This is a genomic window from Idiomarina sp. (assembly GCF_048260185.1).
Lineage (GTDB): Bacteria > Pseudomonadota > Gammaproteobacteria > Enterobacterales > Alteromonadaceae > Idiomarina.
Genome location: NZ_JBLXHB010000003.1, coordinates 255,908 through 269,724 on the forward strand (window position 1 = coordinate 255,908; position 13,817 = coordinate 269,724).

Here is a 13,817-nt window from a genome sequence, read left to right on the forward strand (position 1 = left end):
ACCACTCAGTAGCAAGTCTTGTGTTTGTTCAAAGTTTTAGTTGTGGGAAGGCCGCCGAAGTCCCAAAAACTCTCTGTCTTCGCGTTAATATCGACTGCTACAGCCATCTTGTATTGGGGAGCCAGCTTTGAGCGCCACGGGACACGCCACCATGATTGGCAAGTATCCTTCTGGGTTAATGAAGGAACACTTCCAAATAACTTTTTAGATCGTTCATATCAGCAGTTTTTTCCTTGCTAGATCCAGAACGCCTTTGGTTATTTGTTCTCCTGTTTCCTGATGAAAGTGTTCGGGAGCATCAGCCCAGGTTTTATCAAGAGCACCCTGCAACTCCTCATTTATCGCACCAATTAATTCTTGAGCAATATCGGGGGAAAGGCCAGAAAATTTGGCATGATTAGGCCAATGCCGAGGTAAAATTTTATGCCAATGATAATGGGAGTTTTTACTTTTTACCCTCATTGCCATTTTAGCTTTTTTCGGCTGTATTTTACCTAGGGTTGGATACGCTGAAAGGACATCATAGATTGGCGTTAACCAATAACCCGAAGCGTCCAAATAAACACTGAAATTCTTTGCATGACCATCAATAGCACACAGTAACCAGAATACGTATTGACTCAAAAAAAACACTTGCTGATCTTTTAAACCTTGCTGACTCGTTGCGAGCAGATCCGATATTTCAAAAGCGCCCGGACCTCCTTTATCCTCATACTTCGATTGCCCGGCTCTGCCCAGAGCCTGGCACATATCTTCCTGGCTTATCCTTAAAATTTGACCATCTTCATCCGTATATCTATCAAAACGTTCGACAACAAGTACCTTTTGCTCACTAAAAACTTCTATCTCAGCGTGCGCTACATCAAACCCTAAATGATGCATAAAGCGTAAACAAAACCATTCATTGTCGACACTTTGCTCCATATTTATGCCACCAGGTAACTTTCCCATAGCCATTTTAAAAATATGGGTTGTAGGAGTGTTACCTATCGGTTGATGCCACTGACCACGGTGATAGGTTAATGCTGTTTTTTCCTGAGCTCCGGCAATAGAAATACGAAAAGTATCGTCATCCCCCATTCCGAGGGTATGCCCGGTAACCGCATGATTTAAAATCTCATTGATTTCATTCTCATCGACCGGGTTCATCTGCATAGATGGTTCTGGAGGTATTTCCGTTAAGGAAAGAGATAACGCTCCCACACAGTCACGCCCGATAGCTGATAGCAAATCCATAGTGTCTGTTGAGTAAGCGCCGATTCTATCAACAATTTGCTGACGAACTTCTTCATTATCTGGCAACAAATTATCAAAAAAATAACGAACGCGCTCGCCTGTATGTCGTTTAGATGTCATTGGCAGTGACAAGCTTATCGAATGCGCATATTCTGCTCCCAACCATTCATCATCATAAATAAACTCGAAGGTGCCACTTTTCCGCCTTACGGTTCCTACTTTTATTCCATTAATCCCGCAATGTAATTCTCGTGTAGCCTTGCGCCTTGGCATGACGAATCTTCCTTTTACTTTTTAGGTGGTGATTTTCGAATCACAATAGGCCTACGATTGCTCTTAAGCGCATCAAGAGGCCGATGCTTGGTTTGCGGGAGATTTTCATCCACAGACGCTTTCCTGACCCTATTTAAGACTTCATAACCGTCATCTGCGGAATTAGAAATATCGAACCGAATGTCCAAAGCAGCCATTACTTTCATTAAGTTAGCGAAAGTAATGGATGATGTTTTGGTCTCAACACGGGATATAAAACGCTGATCTTTACCAATCCGTTTGCCTAATTCCATTTGGCTATAACCAGCTTCCTGTCGCCGTTGTGCTATATATTTACCCAAGGAACCGGGAGTGGTGATTCGCATTTTAATTCCTTATATAGAATATAGGCATTTATACTAAATAGAGAATATAAAAATTTAGTTTATATATGGAATATAGTCAAATAATGCATATATGGATTATCTCGTAACTAAACCCACTGAATTGAGTGCATCCACAAGTCTGTTATAAGCTCTCCGATGTCTTTCCTCACTCATTTCTCCAAGATTTTTCAGCTTCCACCTAACCGCCGGTAGCCGATCAACACCATCAAGTCCGAGTAATGACCAATCCGGTTTGCGTGATTTAAACGTCAAAAGAAACGACCTCTCCTCGTCAGTAAATGCCGCATGCATGAGTTTTACAATTTTCCCACGCGCAGCCACAAGCTCCGCGAATGGGACATCGATGTCCGCCATCGATTTAAACTCCCCCTCATAAAGTTCGGAAATATCTTTGAAATGGGGTCGTAATAACTCCGAAATAGGACGGGGGTGGCTGACAATATAAACAAGTAACGCTTTACGAATATCATCAGTGAAGCCTTCGTTATCCAGAAGTAGTTTTACGTCAAACAAATCTCTGGGGTGCTGCCGGTCGAGCGCGGCGCAAATCTTACCAGCATAGAGATCGGCGAAATTAACCACGGAAATTTCTGCGAAGCCAAATTCATTTTCCACCGCTTCAGTAACACTCAAGGTTGTCGGTTTGTAGACAGTTCCTCGAAGTACGGGTGACAGTTCTATCTTTATCTGAACCTTTGTACCGCGAACCTCACGCTCCACCAATAAACGGAGCGCGTCTTTTTTGACTTCAAATGGGCGTATGACAGTCACATTCTGAATTTCGGCTGTGAGCTTTTTACCTATTTTCTCCAGGTGACTAGTGATCGTATTAAGTGCTTCATCTCGATCCATCATAGGTAGAAAAACGAGATCAATATCAACCGACAGTCGCGGAAAGTCTCTGACAAATAGGTTAATCGCTGTGCCGCCTTTGAGCGCAAAGCAGTCATGAGCCGCAACAAATGGTAACACCTGCATAAGCAACTGAACCTGCCGATAATAAATGCTATTTCTATCCATGATAATTTACATCTCCTTGGGTACCGTGATCTGCCATTTGCTTTCCAGGCGACCATTTACCGCGATAGCTCTTTTACCTGAGCCTAGATCGTAGTCTGTTGACACTAAACGTTTAAACCAGGGCTGTTGATTGCGCTCCGCTAGCCAAAAGAATAGCCGTTTTACTTTGACATTAAGGCAGTTTTTTAGCAGCGTATCTAACTTCCGGGGTGATAAGTTATGCAACCCCTGAAGCAGCGCATCAGCATGCTCAAAACTGATATGTTTAGGTACCTCGTTGAGCACTTCCAGATAAGCTTTTTCAACACAAGAATACGTTATTTCCGGCAAACCTTTTGACCATTCATAAGGACGGAGAACGCGCTGGTCGCGCATGAGTGATTCTGGCCACAATCGCTTCGTTCCATGCCATTCGAAAGTAGCTTCCACACCAATTTTATCAACCCATACAGGCAGCTTCTCAGGACAATATAGACCAATCGTAGGTTTTCCACTTTGATTTACGTAATGGCTTACACCATTTAACTCTAGAGCTGTCAGGCCCCCCACATTGACTGCGAACGTAGCTATTCGCTGCAATGAAGCCACAACACCTTGCCAGGTTGGGTAAGCTTCTTCGCGATAATAGACCCCGGGCGTAGCAACGATTAAAGCTCCTCGTCGGACGGAGTTGTCGATATAGTGCAAACTCAAGCCCTGCTCTTGTAGCCAACGCTTTGTTGCTATCATACCGAGAGGAAGTTTTTGCTTTAGCGTTTTGCCCGCTTCATGATTTAACATGTGATGCTCTTTTGGTTTGCAATATACTTTATACACGTTAATTATTGACGTGTATAATGAATTAGTCAAACTGAAGGCACAGGAAAATCGTAAACCTGTGGTTAGCTTCTCTTGACCACTACAGTTAGTGTCGCCCGTCTGTCGTGTATATTTCGTGACCGACACCGACGTTGTTGCTTCATCATTGAGCCTGAATACAGATACCAGGAGAATTTGAATGATTAAAAAATTGAGAGAACGTAAAAATTGGTCTCAAGAACAATTAGCGATAATGTCAGGCTTGAGTGTAAGAACAATTCAACGTATAGAAAGCGGCAATAAAGCAAGTATGGAATCTCTTAAATCACTGGCCTCTGTATTCGAAGTTGATGTGTCGAAGCTAACGGAGGAAATTACTGTGATTGATAAAGAATCTAAATACTGGAAGCAACAACCGGTCTGGTTCAAATTAAGTTTGTTTGGCGTCAATAGAAGAAATAAACTCGTTTGGGTCGAGTACTTAAGCGTGTTACTGGGACTGGCAACCTGGATTATGCATCCAGACATTTTTGCGACGCCTGCTTTTTTCTTAGCTGCTTACTTAATAAGTAAATTGGTAAACAGAGCAGATAGCCGGAAAGTTTGGTAAAGAATAATAGGCAAAGACCTGTTGAAAAAGAACCGTTATACGTAAAGGGAGTTAAACATGTTCTGGCAAGTATCCTTCTGGATTTTAGTTGGGATACTCGTTCTGCCGTTGCCGACTCGGGCATTACTGATGGTTTATAACCCCGTAGCGCCACGGCCGATTCGCAAGTGCCCGAGCTCGGCAACAGCCTGGCTTACTCCGAATCCGCTCCCATAATTTCATAGCCAGATGGCGCTAAGTCGAACATTTCAGGGTCTATCGCTTCATTAAATGCCACATCTGCCTCAAAAACAAAATACGGTCCATCCATTGTCTCTACTCTTATACGAATAGGTAATTCAGTCTTAGGATCGACCCATAAAGTCAATCTCATGTTTTCAGGCTCCACTGTAAAGACAGTCGTTTCTATTCCATCGATAACTACACCTGGTTCACTCTTCACTTCACCGTCGTAATTTAAAATTTTCGTGTGCCAATCAAGTAACTCATTTTCCAGCGCCTCTTTCGCGTTTTGACCAGGCGTAAAATTAATAGGCATGGCAACTTTGCGTTCAGGGAAGAGTATTAACCCCTTACCAAGTTTAGTATCCATCACGTTCACTACTGAAGGTGCACCTTCAATGTCTGGAAGCGGTGTGTTGACCACCCTAATTTTACTGGGCGATTGGTAAAAAACCTCTACTGTCATAATAACTTGGTCATCCGACTGCATTTGTCCTGTGTACACCATACTGGTGATTTCGCTTAACTTCTTGACCACCGATGCAAATGCAGGTTTGCTCACCGACGTGGTGATAATCAACACAGCGGTTAGCACCAAAGCGGCAGCCGTTCCAGCAAAGCCAAATCGCTTTGGTTGTGAGGCGGTTTTTAACCAACTCCAAAGACGAATCATACCGTTGCCGGGTTCTTCTTCATCTACAGGGTTGTCTTGTGCATCAATGGCAGCGTGAAGTCGGGACTGCATTGCTATATCGTCATGTTCCGAAGGCTTTTGTCCCTTAACTTTATTAAGCATAGTCTGAATAGAATCGTGATTAGTGTTCATGACGAGCTCCTAAATATTCTGATTTACCTACGATACTGGAGAGTTTTAGCTGTGAGCGATGCAGGGATACGCCGACTGAATTGCTAGAGACATGCATTAATTCGGCGATTTCTTGGTAAGAGTATCCTTCGACATGACGCAGGCAATATATGTGAGCGTCTTGCTCTGTCAATTGCAAAAGGGCTTGTTTGAACAGTATCAAATCACGGTCTCGTAAAACTTGGTTCAAAGGGTGCCTTGATGTATCACTTTCATTTTCAGGCACGCTTTCCAAGTCGTCTTCCGCTAATCTTTTATTACGACGTAGATAATCAATCGCTGTGGTAACTGCCATAGACTTTAAATAAGCAGGCCAGTTTTTCACCTCGTTCATGCTTTTAAGAGATTTTTTAAACAGTTTAATAAATACGTCTTGAGTCACATCCTCTGCAAGGTGTGTATCGCTTAACAGTCGATATGCGCAGTGAAAGACTAGCCTCCCGTGTTGCAGTGCCAAGTCAGATATTTTCGCTTTGTGTTGCTGCAATGTCATTCTCCAAAAACACATCTCGACTTAAAGACGATCCAGTTGTCGAAAATATTACCGTTTTTTTAATTCTTTCAGAGCAGCATATGTTAATTGTGCTTTGTTGACAGTTAGGAAAGCAATGAAGGGTAAAACGCCCTACTAAAATAACAAAGTTATCGTAAGCGTGTAGTCGGAGATAATTTGGGACACAGAATGGACACAAGAGAAATTGAGTTAATAGTTACTATCAATGCGAGAACTTCAAAAGATGGCGCGCCCGACAGGAGTCGAACCTGTGACCTCCGCCTCCGGAGTAAATAGCGACTGGCTGACGTTAAATGGTGAGAGAAGTTACTAACCGTGCAGGCCACGTTCTATAGGGATCTCAGGAATATTTTAACGAGGCCATTTAGCCAGATGTTTTAGCGTTTTATCTCCAACCCCTGCAAAACTTGCCACAAAAGGGTATGGAAAAAAGGATAGTTAGCCAGATAACCACTACCCTAAATTATGCGTCGATTAGCAATCACCGTGGTTTAAATATTAACTAAAACGCCTATAATTTGGTAGGAGCAAGTGCTCTTGAAAGGGAGCTAAACCTCCCTATGCAGTTTCTGCCTCTGTGTATTATCTTCATTGGACTCTCGATACTGATGCTAACTTATGCTGTAACTTTGGGGGTTTAAATCTACCGGGCGCTTCTTAGCAGCACCTGGATTCTACCCACTCATTTTTTACAAGATAAATCTGGGTTCCTCATTGCCATTAGGCTCGAGACACATCGCTACCTGGAGAGAACTCGAGGCCAGTATTGCTAAGGCTGACAAGTTAAGTATCAAGACTAATGCCGTGTACGGCATAAGGCGACCAACCAATCGCCCAGGGACTCAAGCCCGGGACTTTTAGCGGTACTGGAAGGGTAAACAAAATAGAAACTGTCATCGGTTTGAATACTGTGAAACGGCAATTCAAACAAACTTTCTTCACGCTCTTGCTCGGTTGTCATAAACTCATTTAACAGCGCAATTCCCTGTCCGTATTTAGCCGCCTCGGCAGCAAGTAATAAATGACTAAAGTGGTGAACCCTAGCGCTCACAGGTAACCGAAGGTTGGCTTTTTTAAACCAACGCTGCCAGTCGGTTCCCGGTTCGCCGCTGGCAAATGCGCTTATCGCTGACAGTAATGGATATTGAATGAGGTCACCCGCACTTTCGAGCCGATGAGCCTCAGCCCATAATGCTTTTGAACAATAGGGCTTTAACGTTTCATCATACAAATGGTAGCGCTGATAACCCATGCCTGGCGGCTGTGTTGTAATAAAGCAGTCAGCCCACTGGGTATCAAAATTACCATCCTGAGTCAGCATTTGCAGCGTCAATTCCACATTAGGATAGCGTTGTCGGAACTCATCGAGGGCCGGTATCAGCCACTTTACCGCTAACGAACCATGCACCGCCAGCTTTACCTGCCGGGTATCATATTGCCTGACGTTTGCAGTCGCCCCTTCAATCGCGTTAATTGCTCCAGCAACTTCATTAAAATAGTTCTCGCCGACTGCTGTTAACAAAATTTTGCGGCCCCGCCGAACAAAGAGATCATCACCCAAATATCCTTCAAGTAGTGCCACCTGATGACTCACGGCACTTTGTGACACATGTAAGCGCTCTGCTGCCAGGGAAAAGCTCTCGCAACGCGCAACTTCAACAAAATAATGGATGGAGCGAAGCGGAAGGCTCATTATCTAAAAACCTCATGTGAAAATTAGTTAATATCATTATATTTAATAAAAAGAGCCACGTAAAATGCCCTCATCGCTAACAGTTTAAAGAGGAGAACAAAGGTGGATCGCTCATTGCTCATGGCTATTATTATGTTGGTCTTAGGAAATAACATCGTTATTCTCTCAGATTCTTTGATTAAGCTACTGGATGGTTTTGAGGCACCTTTTCAATTTGTTTTATACCGTCAAATAAGTGCCACGCTGATGCTTTTACCGTTTATGTTGCTTTTTAAGCGCCCATTATTGCCTAAGAATATACGTTGGCATGCCACTCGCGCTCATATTTTTTTACTCGGTACGGTGTTTATGGTGATATCATTAACCACTTTACCGCTAGCGACTGCGAATGCCATATTTTATGCGGCGCCTATTATCACGGTTGTATTAGCCCGCATGTTTTTTAAAGAGCGTGTCACACGCTTATCTTTGATTACTGCAGTCTTAGGCATGGTTGGCGTATTGGTAATTGTGAACCCCTCCTCTACAAACATTTTTGCGTTGGCGGCCCTGGTGGTTGCTACAACCCTGGCGCTCAATAATCTGCTAGTAAAAAAGCTTCCGGCTGAACACAGTATTCTGGACACGCTTTACTTAACTAACCTATTGGGTATTCCTTTAGCTTCTGCAATGGCATGGTTTGAAGGTGCCAGTTTTGATGTCAGTACTTTTTTAATTTCAGTGGGCTCCAGTTTGTTTGCGATGATTTATGCCGGTACCTGCGTTTTTGCTTATCGAGCCGCAGAAAGCAACAAAGTCACCAGCGCCGAGTATACAGGCCTTATTGGGGCGGTAATACTGGGGATTGTGTTTTTTACCGAAACCCCTGACGCAAGGTTTTATATAGGTTCAGTCCTTATCATTGCACCACTCACCGTTTTAACTCTGCGGAACTCTAATAGATCGGCTTAAAGTCGGAAGTCTGGCCTTAAATTACTCTTTGCTCAGCCGGTGGCGGCGTGAAGCCGAACCATCCTCTAAAAAGCTTTCAAGGGATCAAGTAACCCCCGTGACGAAGAAATGGCGCGGCTTAAACGCGAGAATTCCCGGCTTAAAAAGGAACGGGATTTTTGCGAGAAGCGGCAACGTTCTTCGCAAAAGACTCGTTCTGAGATATCAGGCGATAGAGCGTTGCCGAGATAAGTTTCCGATACGCTTAATGTGTCGATGTCTGAAAATGTCACCCAACGGATATTACGCCTGGGCAGCACAGCCTCCCAGTGCCCGGGACGTCGAAAATCAGCGGATACTGACGCGCATTAAGGAGATCCACGAGGACAGTGGTGGTGTAATTGGCGCACCACGTATGCATGAAGATCTGTCTATTGAAGGTGAACGAGTGAGTCTGAATCGTGTGGCCCGCTTAATGGCCGTTAATGGCTTTCAGGGCTGGACTCATAAGAAAGGACGAGGCCGAAAGCGACCGGCCGCCAGACCCGCTGGCCTTAAAGATCACCTGGCACGTGACTTCACAGCAACAGAGCCTGAAACTAAATGGCGAAGTCAAAACCACCGAAGGTAAACCGTTTCTGTGCGTTGTGCTCGACTTGTACAGCAAACTGATAGTGGGCTGGTCTATGCATCATCGGCAGGATCGTTACATGGTTGTTCGCGCAGTGGAAATGGCCGTCTGGCAACGAACAGGCAATCAGCCTGTGATTTTACATTCGGATAGCGGTTCTCAATTTACCAGCGGTGATTATCAGCGTGCTCTCAAATTTAATAACCTGATCAGCAGCATGAGCGCAGTCGGTAACTGCAGCGACAACGCCGGCTGTGAAGGATTTTTTGGGATACTGAAGCGTGAAAGAGTGAATTATCGCCATTATCGAACAAGGGATAAAGCTCGTTCAGATATTTTTGATTATATTGAGCGGTTTCATAATCCAAGAATGCGTCGTAGACTGGCAAAACAAGATCAGCAGTTTAGCGCGATTTTAAACCGTCCGTGATAACGAAGTAGAACCCCAACTGGAAGGCGCATGGAATTACTAAAGGTAAGGGGCTTTCCGTAAACCAACGAATTGAGAGCGACATCAAAGCGCTTTGGTCTGTCATCAGAAGTAAACTTGAGCAGGCTGTTGATGACGGCATACTAAAGTAAACCAGCTAAACCGGGGGTGAAGGTTTCAAATGTCTGAAAAATTCATGCTGGAAGCTTTGAATATTTCCAAACAAGCACTTCCCCACTGTGAACCGAATCCTCCTGTCGGATGTGTGCTGGTTAAAGATGGCGAAGTAATATCCAAAGGCTTTACGCAGGCCATTGGTGGAAGTCATGCAGAAGTAGAGGCTTTAAATGCTCATTCAGGAGACCTAAGCGGCGTTACTGCATACGTCACTTTAGAGCCTTGTTCTTTTGTCGGCCGGACTGCTGCTTGCGCAAGCACACTTCTCGCTTCGGGCATCAAGCATGTGGTTATCGCAATGCTTGACCCAGACATAAGAAACAATGGTAAAGGCGCAGAAATACTGAGAGCGGGCGGTGTGAAAGTGGAGATCGGCCTGTGTGCTATTAGTGTGTCTCAATTTTTGTTGCCGTACCTAGGAAAATCTTAAACAGTACAAGTGCCATGATTAACGTCTGCCAACAGAATTTAGCTAACGGTCACGCCGAAAAAACAGCAAAGAGAAGAATTTAGAGTATATACGAAAGGAACAAAATCGCTAAAGGCTAGGGAAATGGCGCGCCCGACAGGAGTCGAACCTGTGACCTCCGCCTCCGGAGGGCGGCGCTCTATCCAGCTGAGCTACGGGCGCGTAGTTAGGAGTCTTCAGAGCAGGCGTGGATTTTAGGGAATATCGGCTGCAATGTCCAGTGCTGCAAACCGCGTATATACTGCTAACAATAACTCATAAGCTGCTCGGCGCGGCGCCGCAAGGCTTGTTTCAAGCTATCGGGGCTTATAATAGTGAAGTCGAAAGGTAAGCGAACCAACCACCAGGCAAACCATTCTGTGCTGTCTACCACGGTTTCAATAAATATCGCATTGTCTTCCTGGGTTAAAATACTGGAGCTTGTGCCTAGCTCGCGGGTCGCTGTGGCCAGGTCCGTATGTAATAAAACTCGCACCTTCAGGTTGCCTGGCATGGCACACAGGCTTTGTTTGAACTGTTCGGCAGCGTTGTAGTTTAAAGGCCTTTCAAAGGTTTCTTTAAGTAGTGTCACCTCGGCTAAACGATCTAATCGAAAGGTGCGCAGTGCCTGTCGCAAATGGCAGAATCCGCCTATATACCAATGCCCTAGTCTATAAAACATACCATATGGGTCTAGCTTGCGCCGCTGCCCGGGCTCGGCTTTGCCCACATACACAACTTGTACCCGCCGCTGGCTCTCTATGGCTTCCATTAATGGCATTAATAACGAATGCTCCTGCGGCAGCCCTGAGTCGGGCAATAACAGGTTTGTATGCTGAGTAATGGAACGAGCCCTTGCCTGAATATGCTCTGGCATAACGCGCTCAAGTTTTGCCTGAACGCTGGTCAACGCAGGCGAGGCATCGGTCAGCTGAAGACTCTTCGCGGCCAACAAGCCTAGCGAGAGCGCCAGCGTTTCTTCATGAGTAAACATCATCGGCGGCAGCTTAAAACCGGCAACCAGCATATAGCCTCCATGAGGGCCATGCTCTGTGGTAACCGGAATACCCAACTCCTCAAGCGCACTGATATAGCGCCTGACCGTGCGTTTATCCACGCCTAGCATTTCGGCAATTTCAGTGCCACTCAAACGTTTGTGAGACTGCAATAACTCCAGTAAGGCGAGTACTCGTGTTGTCGGGCCGTTCATAATTTTCCTGATAAAAGGTGGTGAAAATAAATTTTGATAAATATTTTTATATAGGACTAATTATGACCTATATAACCAATATAGTTCTTATCAGAAGTAAAACCCATAATAAAAAGGAGCTGAGCTATGAAAGAAAATATGTCTAAAAATACCAAAGAAATCGTTTTTTATACTAACCCTGAGTCCCGGGCACGCATTGTTCGTCGTATGCTGGAAGAGGTTGGCCAGCCGTATACGGTCAAAGTACTTAATTACAATGGCGAGATGAAAACGCCCGAGTATCTGAAAGTTAATCCGTTAGGTAAGGTACCGGCAATACAACACGGCGACTTGGTTGTTACGGAAACCGCGGCTATTTGTGCCTACCTGGCCGATCAGTTTCCGGAAAAGAACTTAGCTCCACCACTGGACAGCCCGGAACGGGGAACTTACTACCGTTGGTTATTCTTTGCGGCCGGCCCGGTAGAAATGGCAAACAGCGCGAAAGCCTGTGGCTGGAACCTTGAAGATAACCTGCGAATGGTTGGCTCTGGTAGTCACGACGATGTCCTGAAAGCTCTTGAATTAGCCGTTTCTAAAGGACCTTATATTTGTGGCGAGCAGTTTACCGCGGCAGATGTATACGTTGGTAGTCATATTAGCTGGGGCATGCAGTTCAAAACACTGGAGGAGCGCGACTCATTCAAACGTTATGTTGAACGAATTGAGAAGCGCCCCGCTTTCCAGCGGGCAACGAAACTCGATGACGAATTGAGTAAAGGCTAGAACGTCTGAAAATAAGCAGCCAGAAGGCTCTGGCTGCTGAATCTTTTAATCACCGGTTTCCTGCTTCTGTTTTTTCAAATTCAGGTTATGGAAATCGAAGCTGAAATCTGTATAAGGCGCTACGGCTTCCAGCGTTGCACTGCTCACTTCATTGTTGCGGTTCACGCTAAAGTCGATAAACGCATCAGCCTCAAGTAACGGCTCGTCCCAGCGCACAATAAAAGTATCGTCGTTATAATGCTCTAAGGTGCCCTGCAGCATAGGAGTGTGCGTAAAGTTGATGCGCAGCTTTTCCTGCTCGTAGCTAATTTCTACGTCGCCGTACCAGGCGTCATTATAAGTACCGGCGTAGCTTTTAAGCGGAAGCGCCTCTCTTATTTCTTCAGGCTCCTCTACCGCGAACTCGGCTTTTCTTTTCATAAAGGCCTGATATTTTTGCTGCTCTTCCTCCACCCAGTCGCGGTTGGGCAAATCTAACAGGTCTTCTAAGGCTTCTTCGGTAATTGCGGTTAAACCACCAAAAGCCTGCTGGTTACTCAGAACCACCATGCCAAAGTTCTTTTCAGGTATCAGTGTGGTCAGCGACAACATGCCCAGAATACCGCCACTGTGATACACCCGCTTTACGCCCTGGTAGTCTTTTACGAACCAGCCCATGCCGTAACCACCAAAATACGTGCCTTGTTCAGCAGCATCAGGTGATGTACCCAACGGCGTCGTTAACTGCCACATGGCCTGTTGCGAGGCTTCTGAAAAAATACGGTCACCCGATGGGCTCACGCCGCCCTGCAGCTGAGTGATCAACCAGTTACCTAAATCATCCACACTGGCTGCTGTGGCTCCGGCAGCCCCAAAGTCCTCGAGAAAATCCAGAGGGAAACGATGCAACTCGCCGTTCATTTCAATAGTGCCTACCGCGACGTTGTCATTAGTTTCAGGTATATGCGAAAAACCAATAACGCTCTCGTCCATATTCAAAGGCTGAAAAAAGGTTTTCTCAACGTATTCTCTGTATGGCATGCCGGTAACCCGGTGGATAACTTCACCGGCCGTTACGAACATCAAGTTGTTATAGGCAAAACGCTCGCGCAAACCGTGGTCAATAGGTACGTGCGCCAGCCCGGCAAGAATATCGCTGGTGGACTTGTCGGTGTTAGGCCAGATCATTAAGTCACCCGCTCCCAGACCAAGGCCCGAGCGGTGACTCAGGATATCGCGAATTGTTAGAGATTGAGTAATAGCAGAGTCGGCCAGACGAAACTCAGGAATGTAGTCTATAACTTTGTCGTCCCAGTTGAGTTTCCCCTGTTCTACCAGCGTTGCCATAGCCGCTGCGGTAAAAGCTTTGGTGTTTGAAGCAATACCAAACAGTGTATTGGCATTTACCGGCTCACCGCTGTCTATATCACGCACGCCGAAACCCTCGGCTAAAATCACTTCGCCGTCTTTAACCGCAACAACGGCCAGGCCCGGAATGTTAAACGCCTTCAGCGTTTCCTCGGCGGTATTGCGAATGCTGTCTGCGCTTTGTGCCCAAACAGGTGCACTGGCCAACAAAGTAACGCCAAGCGAAACTGAACTTAACATTTTAAATAACGGTTTCATTTAT

General features: G+C 45.4%; 13 protein-coding genes, 1 tRNA gene and 1 pseudogene. 5 read left to right on the forward strand and 10 right to left on the reverse strand.

Features of this window, described 5'->3' with window-relative positions; translation table 11 throughout:
* Window positions 1–213: 213 nt before the first annotated feature.
* The 4 genes from ACN0RF_RS08895 to ACN0RF_RS08910 all read right to left on the reverse strand — a co-directional run bounded on the left by ACN0RF_RS08895 (window position 214) and on the right by ACN0RF_RS08910 (window position 3,695).
* On the reverse strand, window positions 214–1,509 hold the full coding sequence (locus ACN0RF_RS08895; RefSeq protein WP_417438741.1) for a type II toxin-antitoxin system HipA family toxin: 1,296 nt from the start codon (window positions 1,507–1,509) through the stop codon (window positions 214–216).
* Window positions 1,510–1,523: 14 nt separating this feature from the next.
* A complete protein-coding gene (locus ACN0RF_RS08900) occupies window positions 1,524–1,874 on the reverse strand; it encodes a helix-turn-helix domain-containing protein (RefSeq protein WP_417438742.1) in 351 nt (116 codons plus the stop codon).
* A gap of 96 nt (window positions 1,875–1,970) precedes the next feature.
* The gene (locus ACN0RF_RS08905; RefSeq protein ID WP_034819207.1) at window positions 1,971–2,915 is read right to left on the reverse strand and encodes a nucleotidyl transferase AbiEii/AbiGii toxin family protein; all 945 of its coding nucleotides are present in this window, start codon (window positions 2,913–2,915) and stop codon (window positions 1,971–1,973) included.
* A 6-nt stretch (window positions 2,916–2,921) separates the two neighbouring features.
* Window positions 2,922–3,695, reverse strand: coding sequence for a type IV toxin-antitoxin system AbiEi family antitoxin domain-containing protein (locus ACN0RF_RS08910; RefSeq protein ID WP_034819209.1), 774 nt, complete (start codon window positions 3,693–3,695; stop codon window positions 2,922–2,924).
* A gap of 217 nt (window positions 3,696–3,912) precedes the next feature.
* Here ACN0RF_RS08910 and ACN0RF_RS08915 point away from each other — a divergent pair, with 217 nt between their 5' ends.
* Window positions 3,913–4,323, forward strand: a complete 411-nt coding sequence (locus ACN0RF_RS08915) for a helix-turn-helix domain-containing protein (RefSeq protein ID WP_034819211.1) — start codon at window positions 3,913–3,915, stop codon at window positions 4,321–4,323.
* 193 nt (window positions 4,324–4,516) lie between these two features.
* Here ACN0RF_RS08915 and ACN0RF_RS08920 read toward each other — a convergent pair whose 3' ends face one another.
* The 3 genes from ACN0RF_RS08920 to ACN0RF_RS08930 all read right to left on the reverse strand — a co-directional run bounded on the left by ACN0RF_RS08920 (window position 4,517) and on the right by ACN0RF_RS08930 (window position 7,617).
* On the reverse strand, window positions 4,517–5,371 hold the full coding sequence (locus ACN0RF_RS08920; protein ID WP_011233319.1) for a LolA family protein: 855 nt from the start codon (window positions 5,369–5,371) through the stop codon (window positions 4,517–4,519).
* On the reverse strand, window positions 5,361–5,903 hold the full coding sequence (locus tag ACN0RF_RS08925) for an RNA polymerase sigma factor (protein WP_011233318.1): 543 nt from the start codon (window positions 5,901–5,903) through the stop codon (window positions 5,361–5,363). Before ACN0RF_RS08925 ends, ACN0RF_RS08920 begins: the two co-directional genes overlap by 11 nt.
* An 817-nt stretch (window positions 5,904–6,720) precedes the next feature.
* Complete coding sequence (locus tag ACN0RF_RS08930) at window positions 6,721–7,617, reverse strand: LysR substrate-binding domain-containing protein (RefSeq protein WP_011233317.1); 897 nt, start codon at window positions 7,615–7,617, stop codon at window positions 6,721–6,723.
* Between the two features lie 102 nt (window positions 7,618–7,719).
* Here ACN0RF_RS08930 and ACN0RF_RS08935 point away from each other — a divergent pair, with 102 nt between their 5' ends.
* The 3 genes and pseudogenes from ACN0RF_RS08935 to ACN0RF_RS08945 all read left to right on the forward strand — a co-directional run bounded on the left by ACN0RF_RS08935 (window position 7,720) and on the right by ACN0RF_RS08945 (window position 10,215).
* Window positions 7,720–8,568: a DMT family transporter gene (locus tag ACN0RF_RS08935; protein WP_011233316.1), complete on the forward strand. Its 849-nt coding sequence runs from the start codon at window positions 7,720–7,722 to the stop codon at window positions 8,566–8,568.
* A gap of 19 nt (window positions 8,569–8,587) precedes the next feature.
* Window positions 8,588–9,608: pseudogene (locus tag ACN0RF_RS08940) on the forward strand (IS3 family transposase); the annotation flags it as partial.
* A 181-nt stretch (window positions 9,609–9,789) separates the two neighbouring features.
* Complete coding sequence (locus tag ACN0RF_RS08945) at window positions 9,790–10,215, forward strand: bifunctional diaminohydroxyphosphoribosylaminopyrimidine deaminase/5-amino-6-(5-phosphoribosylamino)uracil reductase RibD (RefSeq protein WP_417438743.1); 426 nt, start codon at window positions 9,790–9,792, stop codon at window positions 10,213–10,215.
* A 124-nt stretch (window positions 10,216–10,339) separates the two neighbouring features.
* On the opposite strand, the gene ACN0RF_RS08950 is transcribed toward ACN0RF_RS08945, so the two are convergent.
* Both ACN0RF_RS08950 and ACN0RF_RS08955 read right to left on the reverse strand, forming a co-directional pair.
* A tRNA-Arg gene (locus ACN0RF_RS08950) sits at window positions 10,340–10,416 on the reverse strand.
* 82 nt (window positions 10,417–10,498) lie between these two features.
* Window positions 10,499–11,443 (reverse strand): helix-turn-helix transcriptional regulator, encoded by a 945-nt coding sequence (locus ACN0RF_RS08955; protein ID WP_417438744.1) that lies wholly within the window; start codon window positions 11,441–11,443, stop codon window positions 10,499–10,501.
* Window positions 11,444–11,569: 126 nt separating this feature from the next.
* On the opposite strand from ACN0RF_RS08955, the gene ACN0RF_RS08960 reads away from it, so the two are divergent.
* Entirely contained in the window at window positions 11,570–12,208 is a 639-nt protein-coding gene (locus ACN0RF_RS08960) for a glutathione S-transferase family protein (protein WP_417438745.1), read from the forward strand.
* A 45-nt stretch (window positions 12,209–12,253) separates the two neighbouring features.
* Here the strand turns inward: ACN0RF_RS08960 and ACN0RF_RS08965 are convergent, their stop codons facing one another.
* Window positions 12,254–13,813 carry a serine hydrolase gene (locus tag ACN0RF_RS08965; RefSeq protein WP_417438746.1) on the reverse strand — a complete coding sequence of 520 codons (1,560 nt, stop codon included), beginning with the start codon at window positions 13,811–13,813 and terminating at the stop codon, window positions 12,254–12,256.
* Window positions 13,814–13,817: the final 4 nt, after the last annotated feature.

What these genes read in the sequence shown, in the direction of transcription:
- ACN0RF_RS08895 (WP_417438741.1), bottom strand. Translation starts at nt 1,509, where the DNA reads ATGCCAAGGCGCAAGGCTACACGAGAATTACATTGCGGGATTAATGGA.
- ACN0RF_RS08910 (WP_034819209.1), bottom strand. Translation starts at nt 3,695, where the DNA reads ATGTTAAATCATGAAGCGGGCAAAACGCTAAAGCAAAAACTTCCTCTC.
- ACN0RF_RS08930 (WP_011233317.1), bottom strand. Translation starts at nt 7,617, where the DNA reads ATGAGCCTTCCGCTTCGCTCCATCCATTATTTTGTTGAAGTTGCGCGT.
- ACN0RF_RS08955 (WP_417438744.1), bottom strand. Translation starts at nt 11,443, where the DNA reads ATGAACGGCCCGACAACACGAGTACTCGCCTTACTGGAGTTATTGCAG.
- ACN0RF_RS08960 (WP_417438745.1), top strand. Translation starts at nt 11,570, where the DNA reads ATGAAAGAAAATATGTCTAAAAATACCAAAGAAATCGTTTTTTATACT.
- ACN0RF_RS08900 (WP_417438742.1), bottom strand. Translation starts at nt 1,874, where the DNA reads ATGCGAATCACCACTCCCGGTTCCTTGGGTAAATATATAGCACAACGG.
- ACN0RF_RS08945 (WP_417438743.1), top strand. Translation starts at nt 9,790, where the DNA reads ATGTCTGAAAAATTCATGCTGGAAGCTTTGAATATTTCCAAACAAGCA.
- ACN0RF_RS08915 (WP_034819211.1), top strand. Translation starts at nt 3,913, where the DNA reads ATGATTAAAAAATTGAGAGAACGTAAAAATTGGTCTCAAGAACAATTA.
- ACN0RF_RS08965 (WP_417438746.1), bottom strand. Translation starts at nt 13,813, where the DNA reads ATGAAACCGTTATTTAAAATGTTAAGTTCAGTTTCGCTTGGCGTTACT.
- ACN0RF_RS08925 (WP_011233318.1), bottom strand. Translation starts at nt 5,903, where the DNA reads ATGACATTGCAGCAACACAAAGCGAAAATATCTGACTTGGCACTGCAA.
- ACN0RF_RS08905 (WP_034819207.1), bottom strand. Translation starts at nt 2,915, where the DNA reads ATGGATAGAAATAGCATTTATTATCGGCAGGTTCAGTTGCTTATGCAG.
- ACN0RF_RS08920 (WP_011233319.1), bottom strand. Translation starts at nt 5,371, where the DNA reads ATGAACACTAATCACGATTCTATTCAGACTATGCTTAATAAAGTTAAG.